The 24812-nt window shown below is 60.6% G+C and carries 22 protein-coding genes and 1 riboswitch; of the genes, 6 read left to right on the forward strand and 16 right to left on the reverse strand.

The features are described from left to right. Window positions 1-2: 2 nt before the first annotated feature. The 10 genes from ACSQ8V_RS17655 to ACSQ8V_RS17700 form a co-directional block, all read right to left on the reverse strand. Window positions 3-920: an ABC transporter permease subunit gene (locus ACSQ8V_RS17655; RefSeq protein WP_089162568.1), complete on the reverse strand. Its 918-nt coding sequence runs from the start codon at window positions 918-920 to the stop codon at window positions 3-5. 4 nt (window positions 921-924) lie between these two features. Next, entirely contained in the window at window positions 925-1935 is a 1011-nt protein-coding gene (locus ACSQ8V_RS17660; protein ID WP_436182964.1) for an ABC transporter permease subunit, read from the reverse strand. Between the two features lie 118 nt (window positions 1936-2053). Next, the gene (locus ACSQ8V_RS17665; RefSeq protein WP_436206478.1) at window positions 2054-3688 is read right to left on the reverse strand and encodes an ABC transporter substrate-binding protein; all 1635 of its coding nucleotides are present in this window, start codon (window positions 3686-3688) and stop codon (window positions 2054-2056) included. A gap of 473 nt (window positions 3689-4161) precedes the next feature. Beyond that, the gene (locus ACSQ8V_RS17670) at window positions 4162-5103 is read right to left on the reverse strand and encodes a hypothetical protein (RefSeq protein WP_213767930.1); all 942 of its coding nucleotides are present in this window, start codon (window positions 5101-5103) and stop codon (window positions 4162-4164) included. Next, the gene (locus ACSQ8V_RS17675) at window positions 5090-6655 is read right to left on the reverse strand and encodes an Eco57I restriction-modification methylase domain-containing protein (RefSeq protein ID WP_213767929.1); all 1566 of its coding nucleotides are present in this window, start codon (window positions 6653-6655) and stop codon (window positions 5090-5092) included. Before ACSQ8V_RS17675 ends, ACSQ8V_RS17670 begins: the two co-directional genes overlap by 14 nt. Before the next feature lie 343 nt (window positions 6656-6998). Continuing rightward, a complete protein-coding gene (gene metF, locus ACSQ8V_RS17680) occupies window positions 6999-7838 on the reverse strand; it encodes a methylenetetrahydrofolate reductase [NAD(P)H] (protein ID WP_436206479.1) in 840 nt (279 codons plus the stop codon). A gap of 37 nt (window positions 7839-7875) precedes the next feature. Next, window positions 7876-8226 (reverse strand): phage holin family protein, encoded by a 351-nt coding sequence (locus ACSQ8V_RS17685; protein WP_031364155.1) that lies wholly within the window; start codon window positions 8224-8226, stop codon window positions 7876-7878. A 92-nt stretch (window positions 8227-8318) separates the two neighbouring features. After that, window positions 8319-9740 (reverse strand): adenosylhomocysteinase, encoded by a 1422-nt coding sequence (gene ahcY, locus ACSQ8V_RS17690; RefSeq protein WP_213767927.1) that lies wholly within the window; start codon window positions 9738-9740, stop codon window positions 8319-8321. A gap of 33 nt (window positions 9741-9773) precedes the next feature. After that, window positions 9774-9908, reverse strand: a riboswitch (S-adenosyl-L-homocysteine riboswitch). A 108-nt stretch (window positions 9909-10016) separates the two neighbouring features. Then, the gene (locus tag ACSQ8V_RS17695) at window positions 10017-10739 is read right to left on the reverse strand and encodes an LrgB family protein (RefSeq protein WP_436182967.1); all 723 of its coding nucleotides are present in this window, start codon (window positions 10737-10739) and stop codon (window positions 10017-10019) included. 24 nt (window positions 10740-10763) lie between these two features. After that, the gene (locus ACSQ8V_RS17700) at window positions 10764-11267 is read right to left on the reverse strand and encodes a CidA/LrgA family protein (RefSeq protein ID WP_436206480.1); all 504 of its coding nucleotides are present in this window, start codon (window positions 11265-11267) and stop codon (window positions 10764-10766) included. A 120-nt stretch (window positions 11268-11387) separates the two neighbouring features. On the opposite strand from ACSQ8V_RS17700, the gene ACSQ8V_RS17705 reads away from it, so the two are divergent. Further along, window positions 11388-12341, forward strand: coding sequence for a LysR substrate-binding domain-containing protein (locus ACSQ8V_RS17705; RefSeq protein ID WP_436206481.1), 954 nt, complete (start codon window positions 11388-11390; stop codon window positions 12339-12341). 129 nt (window positions 12342-12470) lie between these two features. On the opposite strand, the gene ACSQ8V_RS17710 is transcribed toward ACSQ8V_RS17705, so the two are convergent. Then, a complete protein-coding gene (locus ACSQ8V_RS17710; protein WP_436206482.1) occupies window positions 12471-14165 on the reverse strand; it encodes an OmpA family protein in 1695 nt (564 codons plus the stop codon). 328 nt (window positions 14166-14493) lie between these two features. On the opposite strand from ACSQ8V_RS17710, the gene ACSQ8V_RS17715 reads away from it, so the two are divergent. Then, on the forward strand, window positions 14494-16185 hold the full coding sequence (locus tag ACSQ8V_RS17715; RefSeq protein WP_436206483.1) for an isovaleryl-CoA dehydrogenase: 1692 nt from the start codon (window positions 14494-14496) through the stop codon (window positions 16183-16185). 124 nt (window positions 16186-16309) lie between these two features. Here ACSQ8V_RS17715 and ACSQ8V_RS17720 read toward each other — a convergent pair whose 3' ends face one another. The 5 genes from ACSQ8V_RS17720 to fliE all read right to left on the reverse strand — a co-directional run bounded on the left by ACSQ8V_RS17720 (window position 16310) and on the right by fliE (window position 19470). Continuing rightward, window positions 16310-16651 (reverse strand): EscU/YscU/HrcU family type III secretion system export apparatus switch protein, encoded by a 342-nt coding sequence (locus ACSQ8V_RS17720; RefSeq protein ID WP_436206484.1) that lies wholly within the window; start codon window positions 16649-16651, stop codon window positions 16310-16312. Then, complete coding sequence (fliK, locus tag ACSQ8V_RS17725) at window positions 16648-17997, reverse strand: flagellar hook-length control protein FliK (protein ID WP_436206485.1); 1350 nt, start codon at window positions 17995-17997, stop codon at window positions 16648-16650. The genes ACSQ8V_RS17720 and fliK overlap by 4 nt, the downstream gene beginning before the upstream one ends. A gap of 78 nt (window positions 17998-18075) precedes the next feature. After that, entirely contained in the window at window positions 18076-18408 is a 333-nt protein-coding gene (locus ACSQ8V_RS17730) for a flagellar protein FliT (RefSeq protein ID WP_213767920.1), read from the reverse strand. 24 nt (window positions 18409-18432) lie between these two features. Beyond that, on the reverse strand, window positions 18433-18846 hold the full coding sequence (gene fliS / locus ACSQ8V_RS17735) for a flagellar export chaperone FliS (RefSeq protein ID WP_436182972.1): 414 nt from the start codon (window positions 18844-18846) through the stop codon (window positions 18433-18435). 273 nt (window positions 18847-19119) lie between these two features. Continuing rightward, the gene (gene fliE / locus ACSQ8V_RS17740; protein ID WP_436182973.1) at window positions 19120-19470 is read right to left on the reverse strand and encodes a flagellar hook-basal body complex protein FliE; all 351 of its coding nucleotides are present in this window, start codon (window positions 19468-19470) and stop codon (window positions 19120-19122) included. A 333-nt stretch (window positions 19471-19803) separates the two neighbouring features. On the opposite strand from fliE, the gene fliF reads away from it, so the two are divergent. Genes fliF through fliI form a run of 4 tightly spaced genes read left to right on the forward strand, consistent with a single transcriptional unit; the run spans window position 19804 to window position 24811 of the window. Continuing rightward, on the forward strand, window positions 19804-21588 hold the full coding sequence (gene fliF, locus ACSQ8V_RS17745; protein WP_213767917.1) for a flagellar basal-body MS-ring/collar protein FliF: 1785 nt from the start codon (window positions 19804-19806) through the stop codon (window positions 21586-21588). Further along, entirely contained in the window at window positions 21578-22573 is a 996-nt protein-coding gene (fliG, locus tag ACSQ8V_RS17750; protein ID WP_213767916.1) for a flagellar motor switch protein FliG, read from the forward strand. Before fliF ends, fliG begins: the two co-directional genes overlap by 11 nt. Continuing rightward, the gene (gene fliH, locus ACSQ8V_RS17755; protein WP_436206486.1) at window positions 22566-23267 is read left to right on the forward strand and encodes a flagellar assembly protein FliH; all 702 of its coding nucleotides are present in this window, start codon (window positions 22566-22568) and stop codon (window positions 23265-23267) included. Before fliG ends, fliH begins: the two co-directional genes overlap by 8 nt. Next, window positions 23261-24811, forward strand: a complete 1551-nt coding sequence (fliI, locus tag ACSQ8V_RS17760; protein WP_255631702.1) for a flagellar protein export ATPase FliI — start codon at window positions 23261-23263, stop codon at window positions 24809-24811. Before fliH ends, fliI begins: the two co-directional genes overlap by 7 nt. Window position 24812 lies beyond the last annotated feature (1 nt).

Consider the following 24812-nt stretch of genomic DNA (forward strand, 5'->3'; position numbering starts at 1 on the left):
GTTCAGGCCATCCGTTTGAGTTTGGGATCGAGTGCATCGCGCAGCCCGTCGCCGAGCAGGTTGATCACCAGAACCGAAATGAGGATGGAAAGCCCGGGCATGGTCACGATCCACCACGCACTTTCGATGTAATCACGCGCCGAGGCCAGCATAGCGCCCCACTCCGCCGCCGGCGGTTGCACGCCGAGGCCGAGAAAGCCGAGCGCGGCGGCATCGAGAATGGCGGACGAAAACCCTAACGTCGCCTGCACGATCAGCGGCGCGGCGCAGTTCGGCAACACTTGCGAGAACATCAGCCGCACGGTGCCGGCCCCGGCCACGCGCGATGCCGTCACGTATTCACGCTGCAGTTCACCCAGCGCGGCGGCACGCGTCAAACGCACATAACCCGGCAACGCGACAATCGCGATGGCGAGCATGGTGTTCATCAGCCCCGGCCCGATAATCGCAACCACCGCGACCGCCAGCAGCAGCGAAGGCAGCGCGAGCAGCACGTCCATGATGCGCATGATCGGGGTATCGGCCCATTTCTGGAAAAACGCCGCGATCAACCCAAGCACAATGCCCGGAATCAACGCCAGCACCACCGACACAAAGCCGATCCAGAACGACAGCCGCGCGCCGTACATCAGGCGGGAGAGGATGTCACGGCCGGCTTCATCGGTACCCAGAACGAAGCGCCAGTTACCGCCATCGAGCCAGGCCGGAGGAATTTTCACATTGTCCCGATACTGCTCAATAGGCGAATGCGGCGCGATCAACGGCGCAAAAATAGCGATGAACACAAGGATCAGCACGATCGCGCCGGCCACCACTGCGCCACGATTGCGCGAGAAATTGGCCCAGAATTCCCGGCCGGCGAGGAATCGGCCGCTCGGGACGGGGATCAACGCCCCAGGATTATTTTGGATATCGGCCATTGGCTTACCTCGTGTGGCGAATGCGCGGATTCAGCACGCCGTACATCAAGTCGACGACCAGATTCACAAGAATGACGAGCGTCGCGATCATCAGGATACCGCCCTGCACGACGGGATAATCGCGCCGGCTGATGGCGTCGATGAGCCATTTGCCCACGCCCGGCCACGAGAACAACGTCTCGGTCAGCACGGCGCCGGCGAGCAGCGTACCGACCTGCAGGCCGATCACGGTCACCACGGGAATCAGCGCATTGCGCAGCGCATGCACGATCACCACGCGTCCCGGCGCGAGCCCTTTGGCGCGCGCGGTGCGGATGTAATCCTCGCGCAGCACTTCGAGCATCGATGAACGCGTCATCCGCGCGATCACGGCGAGCGGAATGGTGCCCAGCACAATGGTCGGCAGGATCAGGTGACTGACGGCGGACTTGAACGCGCCTTCATCGTCGGAAAAGAGTGCGTCCCACAGCATGAAGCCCGTGCGATGCGGAATGTCGTATTCCACCGCGATACGCCCTGAAACCGGCGTCCAGCCCAGCTTCGCGGAGAAGAACATGATGAGGATCAAGCCCCACCAGAAGATCGGCATGGAATAACCGGTGAGCGCGGTGCCCATCACGCCATGATCGACGACCGTGCCGCGCTTCAACGCAGCGGCCACGCCGGCCGGCAATCCGATCACCAAAGCGAAAATCATCGCGCAGATCGCGAGTTCGAGCGTCGCCGGAAAGCGCGCCATGAATTCGCCCATCACGCTCGTATTCGTGATGATCGACATGCCGAGGTCGCCTTTCAGCGCGTGTCCGACATAGTGGAAATATTGAACAGGAAGCGGCAGGTCAAGCCCGAGCCGCTTCATTGCTTCGGCGTGCATGGCCGGGTCCACGCCGCGCTCGCCCATCATGACTTCAATGGGATCGCCCGGGATCAGGTGGATTAACGCGAACGCCAGGATCGTGATGCCGATGAACGTCGGGATCACCATGCCTATGCGCCGCAGAACGAATCGGAACATGGTTCGTCTCTTTGGGGAGGAAAAACGCGACCGGCGACGCGGGCTTGTGACCCTTGTCGCCGGACCTTTTCGACTAGTTTTAGTTTTGGTGCATCAAGCGAAGCGTACTGCTACCAGCTTACTGCACGCCGACACCGTCGAAACGCAGGTAACCCAGCGGCTCGATCTTCATGCCGATGACCTTTTTGCTCGTCGGCTGATACACCGTGGAGTGAGCGATCGGCGAAAACGGCAGTTGGTCAGCGAAAATTTGCTGCGCCTGCATATAAGCCTCCGTGCGCTGCGCCTGGTCGGACGTATTGCGGCCCTTGATGACCAGGTCGTTGAACGGCTTATAGCACCAGTGCGAGAAGTTGCTGCCGTTCACCGCTTCGCAACCAAGCAGCGTGCCGAGCCAGTTATCCGGATCGCCATTGTCGCCCGTCCAGCCGATCAGCATGGCGTCGTGTTCGCCTGCGTGGCCGCGCTTGATGTACTCGCCCCATTCATACGACACAATATTCGCCTTCACGCCAATCTTCGCCCAGTCGGCCTGGATCATTTCGGCCATCAGACGTGCGTTCGGGTTGTACGGGCGCTGGACCGGCATGGCCCACAGGTTGATTTCGAAACCGTTCGGGTAACCGGCTTTCGCGAGCAGCGCCTTGGCCTTCGCGGTGTCGTACGCCTGAACCTTCAGGTTCTTGTCGTAGGACCATTCGGTCGGCGGAATTGGAGCAATCGCGGCCTGACCTGCGCCTTGATACACCGACTCAATAATCGCCTTCTTGTTGATCGCCATGTCCAGCGCGCGGCGTACATCGACGTTATCGACGTTCTTCTTCGTCGTGTTGTACGCCACGTAGCCTTCGTTGAAGCCCGGTTGCGACGGCGTGTCGAGGTTCGTGTCGGCCTTCAGCGGTGCAATATCAGCCGGACGCGGATAGGCCATCACCTGGCATTCGTTGTTCTTCAGCTTTTGCACGCGCACGGCGGCATCCGGCGTGATCGAGAAAATCAGCTTCGAGATTTTAACTACGCCCGGCTTCCAGTAATCAGGATTGCCGTCGAAACGGATGGTCGCGTCTTTCGTGTAGCTGCGGAAAATAAACGGACCCGTGCCAACTGGCTGCTGATTGATGTCCGAAGCCTTGCCCGCTTTCAGCAGTTGCTGAGCGTATTCATCCGACTGGATCGACGCGTATTCCATCGCCATGTTCTGGATAAACGGCGCGTTGACTTCTTTCAGCGTGAACTTGACCGTGTACGGATCGACTGCTTCAATCTTCGTGATCAGCTTGTCCAGGCCCATGTCCGTGAAGTACGGGAACGACGTCGGGTAAGCCTTGCGGAACGGCTGGTTCGGATCGAGCATGCGGTTGAACGTGAAGAGCACGTCGTCCGCGTTGAATTCGCGTGTGGGCTTGAAGAATGACGTGGTCTGGAACTTCACGCCATGACGGAGATGGAACGTGTAAGTGAGGCCATCGGCCGACACGTCCCACTTTTCCGCGAGGCCCGGTTCTACTTTCGTGCCGCCGCGCTCGAATTCGACGAGGCGGTTATAGACCGTGAATGTATTCGCGGTGAAATCGGTGCCCGTGGTGTATTGCGCGGGATCGAAACCGGCCGGACTGCCTTCTGAGCAGTAGACGAGCGTTTTGTTGGGAATGGGTGCTGCATGAGCGACGCTCGCGGTTACGAGCGACGCCGCGATGGCGGCGCTTAAAGCCATCGACAGACGAGCGCCTCGTAACAGGCCAATTTTCTTCATGTTTCCTCCAGGATCGATGCCGGCTAAAACCAGCGTAGCGCGATATTACTGAGCTTTGCCGGGGGGAACAAGGCGACGAAATTCCCTATGGGAATTAGCTTCCGCGCGCGTGTCCGGCAAGCCAGGCAACAGGGTTGAAAAGGCCGTGTTTTCGCTTAACTTCTACGAGTCGGGAGATTTTGGGGCGATTCAGCGCGGTTTTCATCGATTCACGCTTTGTCGGCAAACTCACGCGCGACGGCAAATTCGGGCGCTACCGTAGCACGAAAGAAATGTAAATTTAAGCTAAAGATCAGGATTGTTGCGCGCCGAAAACATGAGTCCATCACGTTTCGTTATGCACCTTGTTTCAAGGTGATTGAGCGAGGGACGGGGAAATACGAAAAGCACAGAAGAACCGCGCGGCGAATGCCGCGCGGGTTATTCGATCTTTAGCGCGTTTTGCAGTTGCACTATGGCGATAGTTAAGACGCTCACGACTCCACGTCGACCCGTACTTCGTAATCGAGTACTGGATATGGGGCTCCATCGATCAGCGCTATTTCCAAGGCGGGCGAGCGCGACGCCCATTCCAATCGGCGAGTCACCGGCTTGAGATCGGGCGCGCCAAACACATAGCGCTCCTCATACCGTAAATAGAGCGCCTGAAAAAATTGCTCGATCCGAAGCGGACTATCTTGAGGCGGGAAATCGCCCAGAATGTAGCCGGCGCGGCCTTCCGCCATATCGACCATTGCTAATGTGACTGCTTCATAACCGCTCACATCATCTCGAATGCCACGACGGCCCGTTAGTTCTCGCAGTGCCGAATGAAAGCGGAAGATTGATTCCACAGGTTCGCCACCCTCGCGAACCGCGATGTCATTGGCAAGAAGTTGACGCGCTGGGGTCTCTTCCGACTCGAGACCTTCCGCTAAAGCAACCATCGTACGATTTGCACGTATCACGAACATGTAACCGAACACCATGGCGGGATACGTGATGTGAAGGTTCGTGCATTCCCCGATAGTCTCTTCCATGCGATTGGTCAGGTTGCGAAACGCACCCATCATCCCTTTGCAAGAAATCGCCAGGACCGGACCAATCCCGTCCTTAGTCACGACCACATCGACATTTTTGGTCTTCAAGCCCCCGAGAATCGTTCTTTCAGAACCCGTCGCCAAGGTCGGATCAAAATGCAAATAAGACCTGCCGCTCCGCGTGACAACGGAAAATGGCGGGCGAGGCGTGATGTCGTCTGGATGGAAGCCCCCTTCAAGGACCAACCGACATGCGACATACCAATGCAAAGGTTTTATATGCTGCTGACTTTGCGTCTTGCCGTCATAAGTCGCAAAGTGATGAAGCGCTTCCCGCTGGTTTATCCATTGGCAAATGCGTGAGTCACCATCGATCGCATCTCTACGCAGTGGCATAGTGCCTCCACTCGCGCAGCGTCGTCAGCGCCTCTTCCACGATGGCAACATCTACATGCTCAAGGGTCGTTTTCTCTGGAAAAGCAATTTGGCTGGCTTCGCGCGGTTCAAGTTTCAGCATGCCGCCACCGAGCGGATGCCCCTCGATCTCGGAACTCAATTTGATAAACGGCGACTCCCAGATATCGAGAAGGTGCGACGAATCCACCCCCTGCCGCAATCGAACGCTATGAACGGAGTTCGTGCAGGTGCACCCTGCTTCATTTCGGACCAGATTGGCTTCCAGCCCGGACATGTACGAAAGGAAGAAATCGGGAACTTGCACATCGGGCACGGAATACCAAGGATCACGAACTCTGCATTTGTAGGCCTCGCGCGCTTCGACGCCGGCATCGGAGTCAAGGTATCGCGCTACCGAGGCCGGAACCGGTCCCGACTTCGGCATACGCAGCAGAAGAATTGGCTCGTCGTTTTCCTTCCACATCCCCACTGTGGAGGCGGTGAGCCGCTGCTTCGGAAGTGCACGACCATTGCGAACAGTTGGATGCAACAATTGCTTCGGAATGCGAAGACGACTTGCCTCCGACGGACGTAGGTGAAAAAAACTGTTGGCTCCTGTTACGTAGCCGATTCCGATGTTCGCCAACTCACCAAAGCGCTTCGTTTGGTCGTCCTCCACCACACCGCGGTATAGCTTGCGAGCGTTGGCCTGCATCAAGAAGGGACGAAGCCGACAGCCCCAGGCACGCCAGTCGATCATTGGCACGCGAATAAACGTCTTTGGGGGTACTCCCATCCGCTTGAAACGCGGCATGGATGAGAATCGAATTTCCGCCGTGCTCTGACCGAAGCCTTCGGCGAAAATCAGCCAGCAGTCTTCCGAAAGCTCAGGGAAAAGCTTGTCCCTTACGGCGACGATATGCAGCACCGCAAAGTGCGATGCAAAATACTCGATCAATGGCGCCGAGTATGGCGCGTGCCCGATTTCCGCAGGTACGACAAACGCCATCCGGCCACCGGGTTTCAGTAAGGTTGCCGTTGCGACGAGAAAAGGCGCCCACGACGAGCTCAGGCCGCTAAAGCGGGCTCCGGCCCGTGCACAAAGTGCTGTCGCCCGGTTTCGAACTTCACCTTTGAAAGTTTGATACCGAATGAACGGCGGATTACCCGCCGCGCAGTCGAAGCGCTCTTTCGCGGTCGACGCCCAGTCGAAAAAATCACCCTCGTGAATCGATGCCCACGGAGCACGCTGAGAGGCTAGTTTTCCCGCAGCCGAGTCCTGCTCAATGCCAACACTATTACGATGTCCGGCAATGAATTGTCCGTCGCCGCAGGATGGATCAAGCAACCGATCACTTTCGCTGCGTATCGCCCAATGAAGTAGAGTCTCGGCGACTCCGTCGGGGGTGTAATACGCACCCGAATCCTTTTGGGACAGGGGCTTTGCGGATGGTTGTTCTTCCACGTCATTGAGAGGGACGCGGGTTGAGTGGGCAGCGTCGCGCTTGCGCCCGCCTGCTGCTGATTTTTGGTTGGTAACGGTAAGTTGCAAGGTGCAATACGCCTCGGTTAATAAATCGGCAAGCTAGTTCAGCAAGCATTGCCCCTTCAGCGTTTGTCCAGCCGAAAAATCGGCTGGACGGCCTGACTTGACCGGTACTTTACAACACAAAAATGGGTCTGGTCGTCGCCTTGAGTAGTCAAAGTTTCTGATACCCCGTAATGACAATTGCTCGTCAATTGGCGCCTCACGAGCGCATCTACCCGCACGTGAAGATCGTTAGTTGCCAACGGCTTTCGTTTCAACAAAAAAGCGATCGCGATTTGCAAGTCGCGATCGCCCCACTTTCAAATTGCGCTCCACCTGCAGCGGCACCCGAGAAGCCCAGGCGTCGTTATTGCCCCTGCAACGCCAACCGCTCGCAAATCGTCTTGCTCGCGGCCGCGCCGTTCAGCGTATAAAAATGCAGCCCCGGCGCGCCTTCCTTCACCAGCCGCTCGCACAAACCGGTCACTACATCCAGTCCGAACGCGCGGATCGCTTCTTTATCGTCGCCATAGCTTTCCAGCCGGCGCGCAATCCACTTCGGCACTTCCGCGCCGCACATCTCGGAGAAACGCATCAGCTGCGAAAAATTCGTGATCGGCATGATGCCCGGCACGATAGGGACCTCTACACCCAGCTTGCGGGCGTCATCGACGAAACGGAAATACGCGTCCGCGTTGAAGAAGTACTGCGTGATCGCCGAGTTCGCGCCGGCCTGCACCTTGCGCACGAAGTTATCCATATCGGATTTGGGCGAGCGCGCCTGCGGGTGGTATTCCGGATACGCCGCGACTTCAATGTTGAACCAGTCGCCATGCTCGGCGCGAATAAAGCCGACCAGTTCCGACGCGTACCGCAACTCGCCGACTTCACCCATGCCCGAAGGCAAGTCGCCGCGCAACGCGACAATATGACGAATGCCATGCTCGCGATACGCGCCGAGAATGGCCCGCAGACTCTCCTTCGACGACCCGATGCACGACAAATGCGGCGCCGCTTCGAGTCCCTGCTTCATCATCTCGACGACCGTATCGAGCGTGCCTTGCTGCGTGGAACCGCCCGCGCCGAACGTCACGGAGACGAACTTCGGGTTGAGCGCCTTGAGCTGCGCGCCAGTCGCGCGCAATTTCTCGATTCCTTCCTGCGTTTTCGGCGGGAAAAACTCGAATGAGAGTTCGATCGGTTTCATGGGAGGAGTGGAACGCGCGCGCAAGGCACTCGCGTTCTTAGAAGTTGCGCTGACCGAGGATCAACGCCGACAGCAGCCAGGACACGATGCTGTACAGAATCGAGCCGAAGAAAGCCGACCAGAAACCCGACACCTCGAAGCCCTTCAGCAACGAAGCGCACAACCAGAAACACAGCGCATTCACGACGAGGATGAACAACCCGAGCGTGAGAATGGTCACCGGCAGCGTGAGCAGCACCAGCAACGGACGCAGGAACGTATTGATCAGCCCGAGCACGATCGCGACGATCAGCGCGGTGCCGAAACTGCGGATGTGAATCGATGGCACGAGGTAAGTGATGATCAACAGCGCGAGCGCGTTGATCAGCCAGGTCAGCAGCACGGACATCGATGGTCTCCTGGTACTTGAAGTTTCATGCGCATGGGCTTGTTAATTGAACCCATGCGCACGCGCTGAGTGCTACGACACTACCGCCGCGATCAATAACGGTAGTGATTCGGCTTGAACGGACCCATCTTGTCCACGCTGATATAGCTGGCCTGATAGTCGGAAAGCACGGTCAGTTCAGCGCCGATACGGCCCAGATGCAGACGCGCAACCTTTTCATCAAGATGCTTCGGCAACACGTAGACCTTGTTTTCGTACTTGTCGCCGTGCACGAACAATTCGATCTGCGCAATCGTCTGGTTGGTGAACGATGCCGACATCACGAACGACGGGTGGCCGGTCGCGCAACCCAGGTTCACCAGGCGGCCTTCAGCCAGCAGGATGATGCGCTTGCCGTCAGGGAAAATGATGTGATCGACTTGCGGCTTGATGTTGTCCCACGTGTACTGGCGCGTCGATGCAACGTCGATTTCCGAGTCGAAGTGACCAATATTGCAGACGATTGCGTTGTTGCGCATCGCCTTCATGTGGTCATGGCCGATCACATGGAAATTGCCCGTGGCCGTCACGAAAATGTCGGCCTTGTCGGCGGCATATTCCATGGTGACCACGCGATAACCTTCCATGGCTGCCTGCAGCGCGCAGATCGGATCGATTTCCGTGACCCACACCGTCGCGCCCAGACCGCGCAGCGATTGCGCGCAGCCCTTGCCCACATCGCCGTAACCGGCAACAACCGCGATCTTGCCGGCGATCATCACGTCAGTCGCGCGCTTGATACCGTCGACCAGCGATTCACGGCAGCCGTACAGGTTGTCGAACTTCGACTTCGTGACCGAGTCATTCACGTTGATGGCCGGGAACGGCAGGCGTCCTTCCTTTTCCATCTGATACAGACGATGCACGCCCGTCGTCGTTTCTTCCGTCACGCCCTGAATGTGCACGAGGCGCTTGGAATACCACGTCGGGTCGATGTCGAGGTGAGCGGCGATCGACTTGTACAGCGCGATTTCTTCTTCGTTTTCCGGCTTGGCAATGACCGAGCGGTCCTTTTCTGCCTTCGAGCCGAGGATCAGCAGCAACGTGGCGTCGCCGCCATCGTCGAGGATCATGTTGGCGAATTCGCCGTTCGGCCATTCGAAAATGCGGTGGGAGAATTCCCAGTATTCGTCGAGCGATTCGCCCTTGAACGCGAACACCGGTACGCCACCTTGGGCAATGGCCGAGGCTGCGTGATCCTGCGTCGAGAAAATGTTGCACGATGCCCAGCGGACGTCCGCGCCCAGTGCGGTCAGCGTTTCGATCAGCACGCCGGTCTGAATGGTCATGTGCAGCGAACCGGCAATACGCGCGCCCTTCAGCGGCTGCGATACCTTGTATTCCTCACGCGTTTGCATGAGGCCGGGCATTTCCGTTTCAGCGATGTTCAGTTCCTTGCGGCCCCAGGCAGCAAGCGACATATCGGCGACGACGAAATCTTTGTTGGTGTTTGAATCGAGAACTGCGGCGTTCATCACGCCCTCCTTTCTAAATGGAAATATAGAAATTTGACGTGAGCGCCGTTCGATGCGGTGGTTCAACAAGCGCTTACTTCTCTGAAAGCGCCGGTCACTCCGTCCGATTGAATGCTTCGAGCCTGGCGGCCTTCGTTGTTGAAAGCCGTCGCAACGCTCCTCGAAGCGAGTTGGGATTGTAGCAAATTGGGATGGAGGAAGCGCGTTTGAGCGCGGGCTTTGTTTTGCCCGCGTCCGTAGCAGCTCGCCGCGCGCGGACCACAATCCCGGGGCGCCTTAGAACGGTAAAAACGCCAATGCCGGCGCCAGTAACACCATGACGACGCCGGCGATCATCATCGTCAGGCTGGCGACTACGCCCTCTTCGCTGCCGAGTTCGCGCGCTTTCGCCGTGCCCACGGCATGCGCGGCCGCGCCAAAAAGCGCACCGCGCGCCAAGCGTGATCTTAAAGGTACAAGCGCCAGCACGATTTCCCCAAACAGCATGCCAACCACGCCCGTCGCGATCACGAACAACGCGGTGAGATCCTTCGGCGCATGAAGCTTGTCGGAGACAGCGAGCGCAAAGGGCGTCGATACCGATCGAGTAGCGAGGCTGCGCTGCAATTCCGGCGACAAATGCAGCAATTTCGCCAGCATCAACGAGCCGCCGACCGCCACCAGAATCCCAACCGTCACCCCCACCGATAACGACAACCAATGCTTCCTCAGCAATTGCCGGTATTCAAAAATCGGCACGGCGAACGCAACGGTAGCGGGCCCGAGCAGCCACATGAGCCAGCGGGTATCGGCGAAATAAACAGGGTATGGAATGCGTGCGCACAACACCACGGCGACCAGCGCCGCCGGAACTGTCAGCAAGGGCGAAAGCCACGGGCGCGGGAAACGAGCGTAAAGCCGCTTCGACGCGAAATACAGCAACACCGTCAGCACGAAACATCCCGCCGCGATTGGGCGCGCGGCGGCATCGGCGAACAGGAAGTCGTAGAGAGGGGTCATCGCGATGGCAGTAAACATTAAACGTCAGGCGCGGGCGGCGTGGCGCGCACTCCGCGCACCCCGCACGTCCATCAGGCGGCGCAATTCCAGCCAGCGTTCAAGCCTGGAAGCCCGTTCCACGGCAAACGCGACGGCGACCATCACCATCAGCGTGCCGAACACCACGACCAGCGCCAAGCGCCAGCCGTTTTCACGAAACAAGCCACCGTATTGAACGGCGGCAACCGCGGCCGGAATGAAGAACAGCAACATGTCGGTGAGCAGCCAGTCCGCGCCGGCCTTGACCCAGCGCGGCGCAACGCCGCCGCAGAACAGCAGCGCGAGCAAGATCAGCAATCCGACGACACCGCCCGGCACCGGCAAGTGGAAGGTGCGCGCAACGAAATCCGCGACCAGCCAGATTGCCGCAAGTCCGGCGCTCTGCAGCGCGATGCGCGCAAAGCGGCTGAACGCGCCGCGCGACTGGGCGGCAACGCCAGCATTAGCGGATTGTCTCGATGAAGGCAAAACATCGGCAGGAAGGGGCATGACAGATCTTTCAGCTCATTGATAGGGTTAACCTTTAGCCAAATATAGCGCGCGCCACACCATAATCAAAGTGACTTAAATTTATCAAATGCATTCCAATTTGGAATTCAAGGGGTTTGTATGGAATTGCGATCGTTGCGGTATTTCGTCGAAGTCGTGAAGCAGAAAAGCTTCACCGCTGCGGCGGAGAAAATGTTCGTCACGCAGCCGACCATCAGCAAGATGGTGAAGTCGCTCGAGGACGAAATAGGTTCGCCACTGCTGCTGCGCGAGAGCCGCCAGATGGTGCTCACCGACGCCGGCCAGATCGTCTATCAGCGCGGACTCGACGTACTGGCGGCGCACGCGCAACTCGAAGCTGAACTCAACGATCTCGGCAAACTCGGGCGCGGCACCCTCACTATCGGGATTCCGCCCATGGGCGGAACGCTGTTCACCCCGGCCATCGCCACATTCAAGAAGCGCTATCCGAAGGTGGAATTGAAGCTGTTCGAGCGTGGCTCGAAGGCGATCGAGGCGGCGCTGATCGATGGTGAAATGGAGCTTGGCGGCGTGCTGCAACCGGTCGATCTCGCCACGTTCGACGTACTGCCGATCAGCCGCCAATTACTCTGGCTCGTTGCGCAGAAAGGCTCGCGCTGGGACGCGCTGGTGGACGTGCCGCTCGCCGATCTCGCGCGGGAACCGTTCGTGTTCTACGGCGAAAGCCTCGCGTTGTCAGATCTCGTGCTCAACGCCTGCCGCGAAGCAGGGTTCGCGCCGGCTATCGTGGGGCGCAGCGGCCACTGGGATTTCATGGCGGCGCTGGTGCAGGCGGGCGTCGGTATTGCGTTGCTGCCCGCGCCGTATTGCCGGCGGCTCGATGTCAACGCATTCACCTGCCGGCCGGTGATCGCGCCGGAAATTCATTGGGACATGGCCGTGGGCTGGCGGCGCAACGGCTATTTGTCGAACGCGGCACGTGCGTGGCTGGAGGTCGTGCGGGAAACACTGCCGGCCAATCTCGGCGATGACTTCCTTCAAGGCCCGGCTGAACGATTTCCTGCGCGCGTGCGCAACCCCGCATCGAGATAACGCGTCGGGTCGCGACTCAGGGTCGTGACTCACTCAGCGCCAAAAGAAAACCCCCTGTCCCGCTCGCGCGGGACAGGGGGTTTTCGTTGCTACGTCGATACCGGACCTTCGTGACGTCCGGTCAATCGATTACTGCTGCACAGCGAAGTCGATCCGGCGGTTTGCGAAACGTCCGCTGGCCGTTGCGTTGTCAGCGATCGGATTAGCATCGCCGAAACCTTGCGCGGTCAGCGAATCAGCAGAAACGCCATGCTTCACGAGGAACGCGCGCACTGCTTCCGCCCGCTTCTTCGACAACGCCAGATTCGTGCTTGCCTGGCCGACATTGTCCGAGTAACCACCCACGGTCAACTTCACGGCCTTGCCCTTTCCTTCGCACGTCTTCAGCACTTGTGCCGATTTTGCCAACGCCAGTTGCGCGTCTTGCGGCGGCACGTCAGAGCCCGTGCGGAAGTTGATGACTTGCAGGTTCAGCACTTTGGCGACATCTGCGGCAGAGCAATCATCGCTCAACGACGAGAACGCGCTCATGAACGAGTCTTTCGCGCTTTGGACTGCTTGCGTGACATTGAAGGTGCCGATGGTAAAGCCCGCGCCGAACAACGTCTTCAGCTTGTCCATCCAGCCATTGCGCACATCTGCAGCGGTACCGCTCAACTCGATCTTCTCACCCGACAACTTGGCTTCCGCGCCCGGCAATTGCATCAGCGGCAACAGGCCGTCGAGCTTGTCGAGCCAGCTAGCCGGCTTGGTGTCCGGGTCAACGGTAATGGTCGCGTTCAGATGGTCCGCGCCGAACTTCGCCGTCAGGGCGGCGAGCAGCTTGGCCTTCTCTTCTTCGCTGCCGACCGTTGCGTGAATGGTCGGTGCGCCCAGCTTGTCGACGGTGAACGTCAGCAGTGCGTCCTTCGTGGGTGCCGGAGCAGCAGCAGGCGCCGAAGCCGGAGCGGCTTCCGAAGCCACTGCCGAAGCCGCTTCAGCAGCAACCACCGGAGTCGATGTAACCACGGGCGCTGCGGCGGACGCTGCAACAGGAGCCGCAGCGGGTGCCGGTGCCTGCGCCTGCTGGTTGACGCAGCTACGGCCGAACAGCAATGCGAGCAGCGCGAGAGCAGCGGCGACAGCAAGCCACCACCATTTCTTCGATCGAGCCTTCTCTTCCACCACGATCCGGTCGAGCGAAGGGTTGATGGCCGCCGATGCGCCGCCGACCATTGACGGGTGTTCAAGATGCGACGACACCGCTTTCATCTGCGCTGCCACGCCGGACAGGAAACTGGCGGCGCCGCCCAGACCGAGCGCGCTGGCGACTTCCTCGGTCATGCTTGCCTTCACCATCGGCAACTGATGGCCGAGGAGCGTGGGCAACTGGCCGACATTGCCGCCGGACTTCGTGAAGTAATGCTTTAGCACGCCGAACAATGTGGTCGTGACGATGCCGCCCAATGCATGCGTGGCGCCAACCGATACGCCGGTCTTCGATGCCACCGCGTTGCTCAGCGCGTTCACGCGTTCTTCTGACGCCACGCCGCTCGCGAGTCGCGTACCCGACGCGAGCAACGATTGCAGGCCGTCGCCGTGGACGAGTTGCGGCAGCATATCGACGATATTGGCGTTCGCATCCGGTGACATGATCGACGCGAACAAGCTGCGCGCGCCTTCAGGCGATGCGGCTTTGTTCATCAGCGACCCGACGAGTGCGGGCGCGATCATGCCGACCACGCGCTTCGCCGCTTCGGGAGCGACGCCCAATTTTGTTGCGAGTTGTTGCAACACGCTTTCGGTCAAAGCGCCCTGTACTAGCTGAATAACATTGATGCTCATTTAAATTGCCTTTTCCTTACTTGCGTGATTGCGCTAATCGCCCAAAGTGAGCGATGCAGATTATAGATTCGGCATTGGAGAAGCAAGGACTGCGGATTAAAAATCGGAAATACCTCAAAGCGGAAAATTTGAGACGATTCTTGAAATATCTCGAATTACTAATTAATTTGATTGCATCGATGCAGTAACCGAAGCGCAAATTTTGAATGAACGTTAAATCGCACTATTCATTTCATTTAACGAAGCCGAGGAACATGACGGTGATCAAGGTTTTTGCAAAAATTGAGATGAGCGGGCAAACTGAATAAATGCATGACGGAGACAAACGATGCGCTCATCCACTTACGGCCAAACACACGAAGTTACAAATCAGGCTCCGCCGCTCGAGCGCTACAACGCGCTCTCGAGCGACCCGGCGCTGGTCAGCGCTATCCAGCGCGAAGGCGCGGCATGGCACCTCGATGCCCTCACCCGCGACGGTCTGGCGCTCACCCATCCCGATATTCTTGCGCTCGCCGATCTGGCCAACCGGCATACGCCCGAACACCATCCGTTCAGCGCGCGCGGGGAGCGAATTGATGCAATCGAATTCCATCCCGCCTGGCACACCCTGCTTTCGATGCTGCGCGAGCAGGGCCTTCATTCGCTGCCGTTCGAAACGGCTTCGCCGAAAACCGGTTCGATGGCTGCGCGCGCCGCCGGATATTTTCTCCACGCGCAACTGGAAAGCGGTTCGTTGTGCCCGCTGACCATGACCTTCGCCAGCATTCCCGTGCTGCAGCAGGAACCCGCGCTGTACGCGAAGTTGAAAGCGCAATTGCTCTCGCGCCAGCACGATCCACGCGATATTCCGCTTGGCGCCGGCAAGCAGTCGATGATGATCGGCATGGGCATGACCGAGAAACAGGGCGGCTCGGACGTGCGCAGCAACCGGACCCGCGCGGTCGCGGAAGGTGCGGGCGGACGGGGCGGCGAGTATCGGCTGATCGGCCATAAGTGGTTCTTCTCGGCACCCCAATGCGACGCCCATCTCGTGCTCGCACGCACCGGTGACAACGCCCAGGAAAACGGCCCGGTTTCCTGCTTTTATGTCCCGCGTTTCGCGCCGGATGGATCGAAGAACGCCGTGCAGGTCCAGCAACTCAAGGACAAGCTCGGCAACCGCTCGAACGTCAGCAGCGAAGTCGAATTCCTCGACGCCTACGGCATCATGATTGGCGACGAAGGGCGCGGTGTACCGACGATCATCGAAATGGCGAACTTCACGCGTCTCGATTGCGTGATCGGCAGCGCCGCGTTGATGCGGGCCGCGCTGATCCAGGCGGTTCATCACGCGCGGCATCGGCGGGTTTTCGGCGCAAAGCTCATCGACCAGCCGCTGATGCGCAACGTTCTCGCCGATCTCGCGCTGGAATCCGAAGCGGCCACCGTGCTGTTCATGCGGCTTGCGGGCGCCTTCGAGAATTCAGCGAAGCCGGAAGAACGCGCATGGCGCCGTATCGTGACGCCGGCGGCGAAGTTCTGGGTCTGCAAGCGCGCGCTGGAATTTACCGGCGAGGCAATGGAGGTCTGGGGCGGAAACGGTTACGTCGAAACGGGACCGATGGCGCGGTTTTATCGGGAGGCGCCGGTGAATTCGATCTGGGAAGGATCGGGGAATGTGATGTGCCTGGACGTGCTGCGGGCATTCGAGCGCGAACCCGATGCGGCCCATGCGCTGTTCGATTCGTGGCAGGCGGTGGCGGGTGAACATCGCGTTCTCGGCGATGCGTTGAAAACGCTGCACGTCATGCTGCAAGGTGACCCGGCTACGCGCGAAGCATCGGCGCGGGGGATTGCGCAGCAACTGGTGCTCGTCGCGCAAGGGGTTCTGCTCGCGCAGCACGCGCCGCCGGACGTGGCGGCGGCGTTCATGGAAACCCGTCTCGGCGATGCCCGTGGTTACGTCAATCGCGTGTATGGAACGCTGCCGGCCACGTTCGATTTCAACGCAGTGATCGAGCGCGCGTTCGCGGAGTAGGGATGGTGCTCGCGGATCAGGTCCGTGGCGTGCACGCCGCCGCCATGGAATTTGCGGCTCCGGCCAGCAGCGGTTGATGAGCAAAAGGCTTGGGGATAACGCCGAAAACGCAGCGCTCGATGAATCAAGCCGCGCGGCTCCGTCCCTTGCGCACTGGAATTGTTGGGTCCACTTCGGGCGGCGGACCCGCCTCCACCCCGTTCTCCAGCCGATACAACCACGCGAGCAGTTCCGCCACCGCCTGATAAAGCGCCGGCGGAATGCGCGAGTCCAGGTCGACCTGCATCAGCAGCGACACCATCTCCGGCGATTCATGCACATACAGCCCCGCGTCCTTCGCGCGCTGCACGATCATTTCCGCGACCAGCCCGTAGCCCTTCGCGACCACACGCGGCGCGGCGTCGGCGTTTTTGGTGTCGTAGGCGAGCGCGGTCGCCTGCTTGCGCGAATCGTTGCGCGGACTCACGTGTCGCTCCCAGCCGATGGCAATACCGTCGGGCTGGCGGCATCGGCGACATTGGCGGCATCGATGAAATGGGGGAACGCCGGGTCACCGGCCAGGTCAGCCAGCGCGTCGCGGGCGTGCACGGTCAATCCAGTGAGCTGCAATCCCGCCGCGTCGAGTTGTTGCTGGAAATGATGACCATCGGCGGCAAGACGAGCGGCGCCGCCCTCGCTCGCATTCAGGCGCACCACCAGTTGCTGGCCGGTGAGCACAAGATCGGCATCCACATTGCCGAGCGTGGGCAAGCTCAGCGTGACACGCGTGTGCCAGGCGCGATCCGTATCGGTGGAACCGGCGCCCGCGCCGCTCTCCTGGAACGCATCGCGCCCATAGGGAGCGCGGTTCTGCGGCTGGATTTCCCACTCGAACTTCGCGCCCGGCCACGCTTCGCCGGACCAGCGAAACTGATCGGAAGCGAGCACGTCGAGCTGTTGGCGGACCAGCGGAATAGTCGATGGATGAATGCCGGAGGCAATCGCCGCCTGCACGGCCGTATCCTGCAGATGCGCGGCCGAAGGCGGCGCGCTTATTCCGCTTCCCTGCGCCGTCGATGAAAACAGGCTCGTGGGCATCGCGCGCACCGATGCCGCCAGCGCCGCCGCCTGCTGCGGCGTTTGAGGCGTAGGCACGGGACGCATGGGATTGGGCGCGTCGGGGGTATCGGCGGCGGCGAAGGTGGGCGGCAGCAGCGTTTCGTCGATCCAGGCGTCAGGCGCACCGTCAGCCGCAGCCAGGAAAGAATCCGACGGCAATTCGCTTGCCAATTTGTCCACCCGCCCCTGGGGCTCATTTCGCAGCGACGCGAGCGAACGCTGTCCGCCCAGCCAGAGGGCGATATGGTTTTCGTAGAAAAGGCCGCTGTCCGCGACGGTCCGGGCCAGCATTGCCGCCAGCACGGGCGCGGGCAAAGGCGGCGCGGGCGGGTTGACCGCGCTCGCGGCATTCGCCGAACTGGAGGAAAACAACGACCCGGACAGGCTCTCGAAGGCGCTCGCGGCCACGACCAGGCGCGGCGCGGTCGGCCACAACGGCACGGTGCCAGGCAAAGCGGGCGTCGTGCTGCCGCCGAACCGCGAAATGATGTCGAGCGTACGCGCGATCTCGCTCAACGCGGTCTGCGTCGACGGGCCGGACACGGCATACGCGCTGATAACGGCCGCGGGCGTGGCGACCTTGGGGGTATCGACTAAAAGTTGCGAGGTATTGGCTTGGGGCGCGGTCGAACTGGTCTGCGTATTGAGCGCGGACAACAGCATGTCAGTGCGGCTGGCAAGCAGCGCAGCGACGGCGGAGTCCAGTCCAGTCATGCCAGTATCCTCGGGTCAGCAGTCCAGCCGAACGGCCGGCCACCGGTTTCAACGAGCCGCGAACGCGTCAAACACGCCCTAGCGGAACCCGATCATCTTCTTCAAAACTCGCACTGGCCTGTTCACGGTGAATAACGCTGCGGACAAACGCGCGAGGCTGGGGGTGCTGAGATCGCGAATGGCGGCGTCGTCGGCAAGAATCCGGCGCACCAGTTCGAGCTTGCGGGCACGCGCGGTGTCGTCCAGTTCGGAACGGGGATCGACCTCTCTCAAGCCGTCGACCAGATCCCGGTACGCGCCCTGCATCGTCTTCAGTTCACCCCATTCTCCACTGCGTGCTGCGGCCAGCATGCACGTAGAAAGTGCGGCAATCGCTTCATAATGAGCGAAATATTCTTGTGTGGTTTTCATTATGGGCAAGCATGTTTCGCGGCTTCACGCCGCAGCCATTTTTGCTGCATCGGGTGCAATCGCCATCCAGGCTTCCTCCAGGGTCGCCAGCAGGCCATCGATCTCCACCAGCACCTCTTCGCTCTGACGCACATTCGCTTCCAGCAAACGATGCGACATGTACGTGTACAACGCATCCAGGCGGGCCGCGATGTCGCCGCCCACGTCCATGTTGAGCGACTGCTGCAAACCGCTTTCAATAATGCTGATCGCTTTCGTGATCGCTTCGCCGCGTGCCGGGATATTGCCTTGCTGCAGGTGCATCCGCGCTTGGGCAATGGCCTGTCGCGCACCCTGATACAACATGGCGACCAGCCTGTGCGGGCTCGCGCCCATTACCCCTGTCTGAACGCCGACGCGCGCATAAGCGTTAGCCCCACCGTGTGCCTGGGAAAACATCCGACCCTCTCCTTACTCTGGTCCCATGCAAGTTGGTTGCCGTGGGCGTTTCGCGCACAAGGCGCGGCCCGCCGGCTCACTTATTGACGGTAACCGTGATGAACCGATGCCGATGAACTGATCGAGACCCTTCTATTTGTCTGACCGTTTATCGTGCTGCTATCCGGGTTATCGGAGAAAGCGGCAAAAGCTTTAGGCGTGCTTTGCGTCACAGCGAATTCCAGGAGGGGAAATAGTCGGCGGATCGACGATGCGGAAAAACCGGCGCAGCGCTCAGACCGCGATGTTCATGATGTCGCTATAAGCCGACACGAGCTTGTTGCGGACCTGCAAACCGAACTGGAATCCCACGTTCGCCTTCTGCATGTCGATCATCACGTCGTTCAGCGAAACGTTTGGCGCGCCCACTTCGAACGCCTGCGCCTGGTTGATCGCGTTGTTCTGGCTGCTGCTGATGCTGTCGAGAGACGACTTCAGCGCGTCGGCGAAACTGCCGGCGCTCGCTGCACCCGATTCGGGCGCGACGCTACCGCTCGCGACTTGGCCGGCGCCGCCCGCAGCCTGCGTCGCCATGACCTGCATTTGCTGGAGCGCCGAACTCAACGGGCTGATAGGAGCATTCATAGGGTCTCCAGAAGGAACGGAAAGGAACTGAAAATCGGTGAAACATAGGGATTGCAGCACTTCTGGGACAATTCGAACCGGAGCCTGTCCCGGGCCTCAGGCCGGCGTCTGCGCCGGAGCCTGAGCGGTTCGCCATATGGCCTGACCGACTAGGAAAAAGTCTAGCAGCAGCGCCATTTCGCAAAGCGGTGAAAGGAAACCAAAACTCGCTTCTGTTCGCTGAATCGACTTACCTCTCCTTACGGATAATTCCTCTCATGAAAGTGCCTGTAGTGCGCACGGCTATCGCCGGTGCGCGCTGCAGAAAACGCAAGACTCGGAGAGTTTCGAAGCATGGATTCCACAACCAACCTGATCAACCCGGACGCCCGCATGGGTCTGACTGGCGCGCAGCCAGGCACCGCCGGGTCGATCGCCGCAGGTGCGGGCGGAGCCGGCTACGCGGGCGGCGCGGACTTCGGCGGCAGCGGCGGCTTCAGTCCGCGCATACCGACGCTCAACCAGTTCCGCAACAACCCGCGCATGCCGCTGATCATCGCCGTGGCTATTCTGGCCGTGGTGGTAGCGGGCCTCGTGATGTGGTCGCGCCAGCCGGATTACCGGGTGTTGTTCAGCAATCTCTCCGACCGCGACGGCGGCGCAATTGTCGCGGCGCTCCAGCAAGGCAACATTCCCTACAAGATCGCCGAATCGGGCGGCGCGATCCTGGTTCCCAGCGACGCGGTGCACGAAACCCGCCTGCGCCTCGCGTCGCAAGGTCTGCCGAAGAACGGCTCGGTCGGCTTCGAATTGATGGATAACCAGAAGTTCGGCATCAGCCAGTTCGCCGAGCAGGTCAACTATCAACGCGCGCTGGAAGGTGAGCTGGAAAAAACGATCGGCTCGATTTCCTCGGTGCGCGAAGCCCGCGTCCATCTCGCCATTCCGAAGCCCACCGTGTTCGTGCGGGAAAAGGAACTGCCGACCGCGTCGGTCATGCTGAATCTCTACCCCGGCCGCGCGCTCGATGAGGGCCAGATCATCGCGATTCAGCACATGGTGTCGTCCAGCGTGCCGGATTTGCCGGTGAAGGGCGTGACCATCGTCGATCAGGACGGCAACCTCCTCACGCAGCAAAGCTCGGCGAACGGCCTGGACGCGTCGCAGCTCAAATATGTGCAGCAGATCGAGCGCAACACGCAGGGGCGCATCGACGCCATCCTCGCGCCGCTGTTCGGCGCCGGCAACGCGCACTCGCAGGTGAGCGCGGATATCGATTTCTCGAAGCTTGAGCAAACCGCCGAAAGCTACGGCCCGAACGCCAACCCGCAAAACACGGCGATCCGCAGCCAGCAGTCGAGCGTTTCGAATGACACCGCGGGCGCAAACGTGGGCGGCGTGCCGGGCGCGCTGTCGAACCAGCCGCCGGCTGCGGCCTCCGCGCCTATCGACGCAGCCGCCAGCGGCGCGGACGCCGGGAAAGCCGCGCCGATCAGCATGCGCAAGGACACCACGACCAATTACGAAGTCGACCGGACCGTGCGCCACTATGAGCAGCCGATGGGCGGCATCAAGCGCTTGTCGGTTGCGGTGGTGGTGAACTACCAGAAACAGGTCGATGCCAAGGGCGCCGTGACCATGCAGCCGCTGCCCGCCGACAAGCTCGAGCAGGTGCAGCAACTGGTGAAAGACGCGATGGGCTACGACGAAAAGCGGGGCGATTCGGTGAACGTGGTCAACAGCACCTTCCTGGTGGATTCGACCGTGATTCCCGACGTGCCGTGGTGGCGCACTCCAGACATGATTGCGCGCGCCATCCAGCTCGCGAAGTACGCGGGGATCGGTGCGGTGGCGTTGTTCCTGTACTTCAGCATGGTGAAGCCGGCGCTGCGCCGCGCGTTCCCGCCGCCGCCTCCGCCGCCAGCGCTCGCCTCACCGGATGACCTGTCGCTGCTCGACGGGCCGTCCATGCCGAAGTCGCAGCTAGAAGACGAAAAGGATGCCGAGGTCAGTTTGCTCGGTCACGAAAGCAACAAGGCCAAGTTCGAACGCAATCTCGACTACGCGCGCATGGTTGCGCGCCAGGACCCGAGAATCGTCGCGACGGTCGTCAAGAACTGGGTGTCCGATGAACGCTGAAGGCCTGAATAAAGCCGCGCTCCTGCTGATGTCGATTGGTGAATCGGAAGCGGCGGAAGTGTTCAAGTACCTCGGACCACGCGAGGTGCAGAAGATCGGCGCGACCATGGCGACGTTGAAAAACGTGACGCGCGAACAGCTCGATAACGTGATGACCGAGTTCGTCCAGGAAGCCGAGCAGCACACCGCGCTGTCGCTCGATTCGAGCGAATATATCCGGGCGGTGCTGACCAAGGCGCTCGGCGAAAGCAAGGCGGGCGCGCTGATCGACCGGATCCTGCAGGGCAGCGATACCAGCGGCATCGAAGGCCTGAAGTGGATGGATTCAGCCGCTGTGTCCGAGCTGATCAAGAACGAACATCCACAGATTATCGCGACCATTCTGGTTCACCTGGACCGCGACCAGGCGTCCGAGATCGTGGCGCTGATGAGCGAGCGGTTGCGCAACGACGTGTTGCTGCGCATTGCCACGCTCGACGGCATCCAGCCGGCCGCGCTGCGCGAACTCGACGACGTGCTGACCACACTGCTCTCCGGCAGCGACAACCTGAAGCGCGCGCCGATGGGCGGCATCCGCACGGCGGCGGAAATCCTCAACTTCATGTCGACGGCGCACGAAGAATCCGTGATCGAAAACGTGAAGGAATTCGATGCGGAACTCGCGCAGAAGATCATTGATCAAATGTTTGTGTTCGAGAATTTGCTCGAACTTGAAGACCGCGCAATCCAGTTGCTGCTGAAAGAAGTGGAATCCGAAACGCTGATTGTCTCGCTGAAAGGCGCCCAACCGCCGCTGCGGCAGAAGTTCCTCGCGAACATGTCGCAGCGCGCCGCCGAACTGCTGGCCGAGGATCTCGACTCGCGCGGCCCGGTGCGGCTCTCGGAAGTCGAAGCACAGCAGCGCAAGATCTTGCAGATCGTGCGCAACCTGGCGGAATCCGGTCAGATCCAGTTAGGCGGCAAGGCCGAGGACGCGTATGTCTGACGCCGCCGAAGCCGCCAAGAAGGCTCACGCTACCGACGCGGCCAAGAAGGCCCGCATGTCCGCTTACCAGCGCTGGGAGATGGCGTCGTTCGATCCGGTTCCGGTCGATCGCAGCGCCGCCGATCAGGCCGCGCTGGCACAGCACTTGCGGCGTGTTCGCGATGAAGCGCACGCGCAAGGGTTGGCATCGGGCCATGTGGCGGGTCAGGCAATGGGCTACAAGGCCGGTTACGACCAGGGTTACGAACAAGGCGTGGAAGAAGGCCGCCGCGACTCGCGTGCGGAAGCCACGCGGCTGGCGCAGATGGCCGATACCTTCAAGATCGCGCTGCAAGCCGCAGACGCTGTAGTCGCCGAGGCGCTGATGGCGCTGGCGCTGGACATCGCGCAACAAGTGGTTTCGCAACATCTGACACTCGATCCGACCGCGGTGCTGGCCGTCGCGCGCTCGGTGATCGCGGCAGAACCGGCATTGGCGGGAGCGCCGTATCTGACAGTGAATCCGGCGGATCTGCCGATTGTCGAAGCGTATTTGCTGGAAGAGCTCCAGGCGGCGGGATGGTCGGTCAGGACCGATCCGGATATTGAGCGTGGCGGTTGCCGGGCGCATGCGGCAAGCGGTGAAATCGATGCAACCAATGTCACGCGCTGGGAGCGCGTAGCGGCGGCGCTCGGGAGATCACAACCATGGTGAATTCAACCCATGTCAATGCAAGCGCCACGCGCCGCGTCACGCAGGAAGGGTTGAGCGAGCTCGAACAGGAACTGGCGCGCGCGTCGTTCGGTCCGCTCGCCGCGGACGACGACGCCGAACCGACGATCGAAGAAATTGCGGCCCGGACCATCGTCGATCTCGCCGATATGGCGAACAACCCGCATCTGGATGGCTGGCGCGCGCAACTTGAAGCCAGCAAGGCGCGCAGCCAGATATCGAAACCGTTGCGTGCGTGCGGGCGTCTCACGCGTGCAGCCGGCCTGGTTCTGGAAGCCGTGGGGTTAAAGCTGGGCGTGGGATCGGAATGCATGATCGAGTTGCCCGCCGGCAGTTCGATCCCGATGGCCGAGGCCGAAGTCGTTGGTTTCTCCGGCGACAAGCTGTTCCTCATGCCGACCACCGAAGTCTCCGGCCTGTTGCCCGGAGCCCGGGTGTATCCGCTGGAAAGCGCACCGATCAACGACCCGATGGCCGGCGCCAAGCGTCTGCCGGTCGGCTGGGAAATGCTCGGCCGTGTGGTCGACGCGTCGGGCAGGCCGCTCGACGGGCTTGGGCCCCTTGGCTCGAAGATCGATGCGCCGCTGACCGCGCCGACCATCAACCCGCTCAATCGCGAGCCTATTCACAAGGTGCTGGACGTCGGCGTGCGCGCGATCAATGCGTTGCTGACCGTGGGACGTGGCCAGCGCATGGGCCTGTTCGCGGGGTCGGGCGTGGGCAAGTCCGTGCTGCTCGGCACCATGGCGCGTTATACGAGCGCTGAAGTGATCGTGATCGGGCTGATTGGTGAACGGGGCCGCGAGGTGAAGGAATTCATCGAGCAGATTCTTGGCGAGGACGGGCTGGCGCGCTCGGTCGTGGTGGCGGCGCCCGCCGATGTGTCGCCGATTTTGCGGATGCAGGGCGCGACCTACGCGACCTCTCTGGCCGAATATTTCCGGGATCAGGGCAAACACGTACTGCTGCTGATGGATTCGCTCACACGCTATGCCATGGCGCAGCGCGAGATTGCGCTCGCGATCGGCGAACCGCCCGCCACCAAAGGATATCCGCCCTCCGTGTTCGCCAAACTGCCGGCGCTGGTTGAACGGACCGGGAACGGCCGGGAAGGTGCGGGATCGATCACCGCTTTTTATACGGTCTTGACGGAAGGGGACGATCAGCAAGATCCTATCGCCGATTCAGCGCGCGCCATTCTCGACGGCCATATTGTGTTGTCGCGTTCGTTGGCTGAAGCGGGGCATTACCCGGCCATCGACATTGAAGCGTCCATCAGCCGGGCGATGACGGCGCTGATCGACGACAAGCATCTCGACCGGGTGCGTTTATTCAAGCAGATGTTGTCGCGCTACCAGCGCAACCGCGATTTGATCAATGTAGGCGCGTATTCCACGGGGCGGGATGCGTTACTCGATCGGGCGATTGCGCTGTACCCGCGCATCGAAGCATTTTTGCAGCAGGGATTTCGTGAGCAGGCCATGTTTGAACCGAGCCTGGCCCAACTCGATGCATTGTTCGAATAAA

The sequence above is a fragment of the Caballeronia sp. LjRoot31 genome (assembly GCF_964253885.1).
Classification (GTDB): domain Bacteria; phylum Pseudomonadota; class Gammaproteobacteria; order Burkholderiales; family Burkholderiaceae; genus Caballeronia.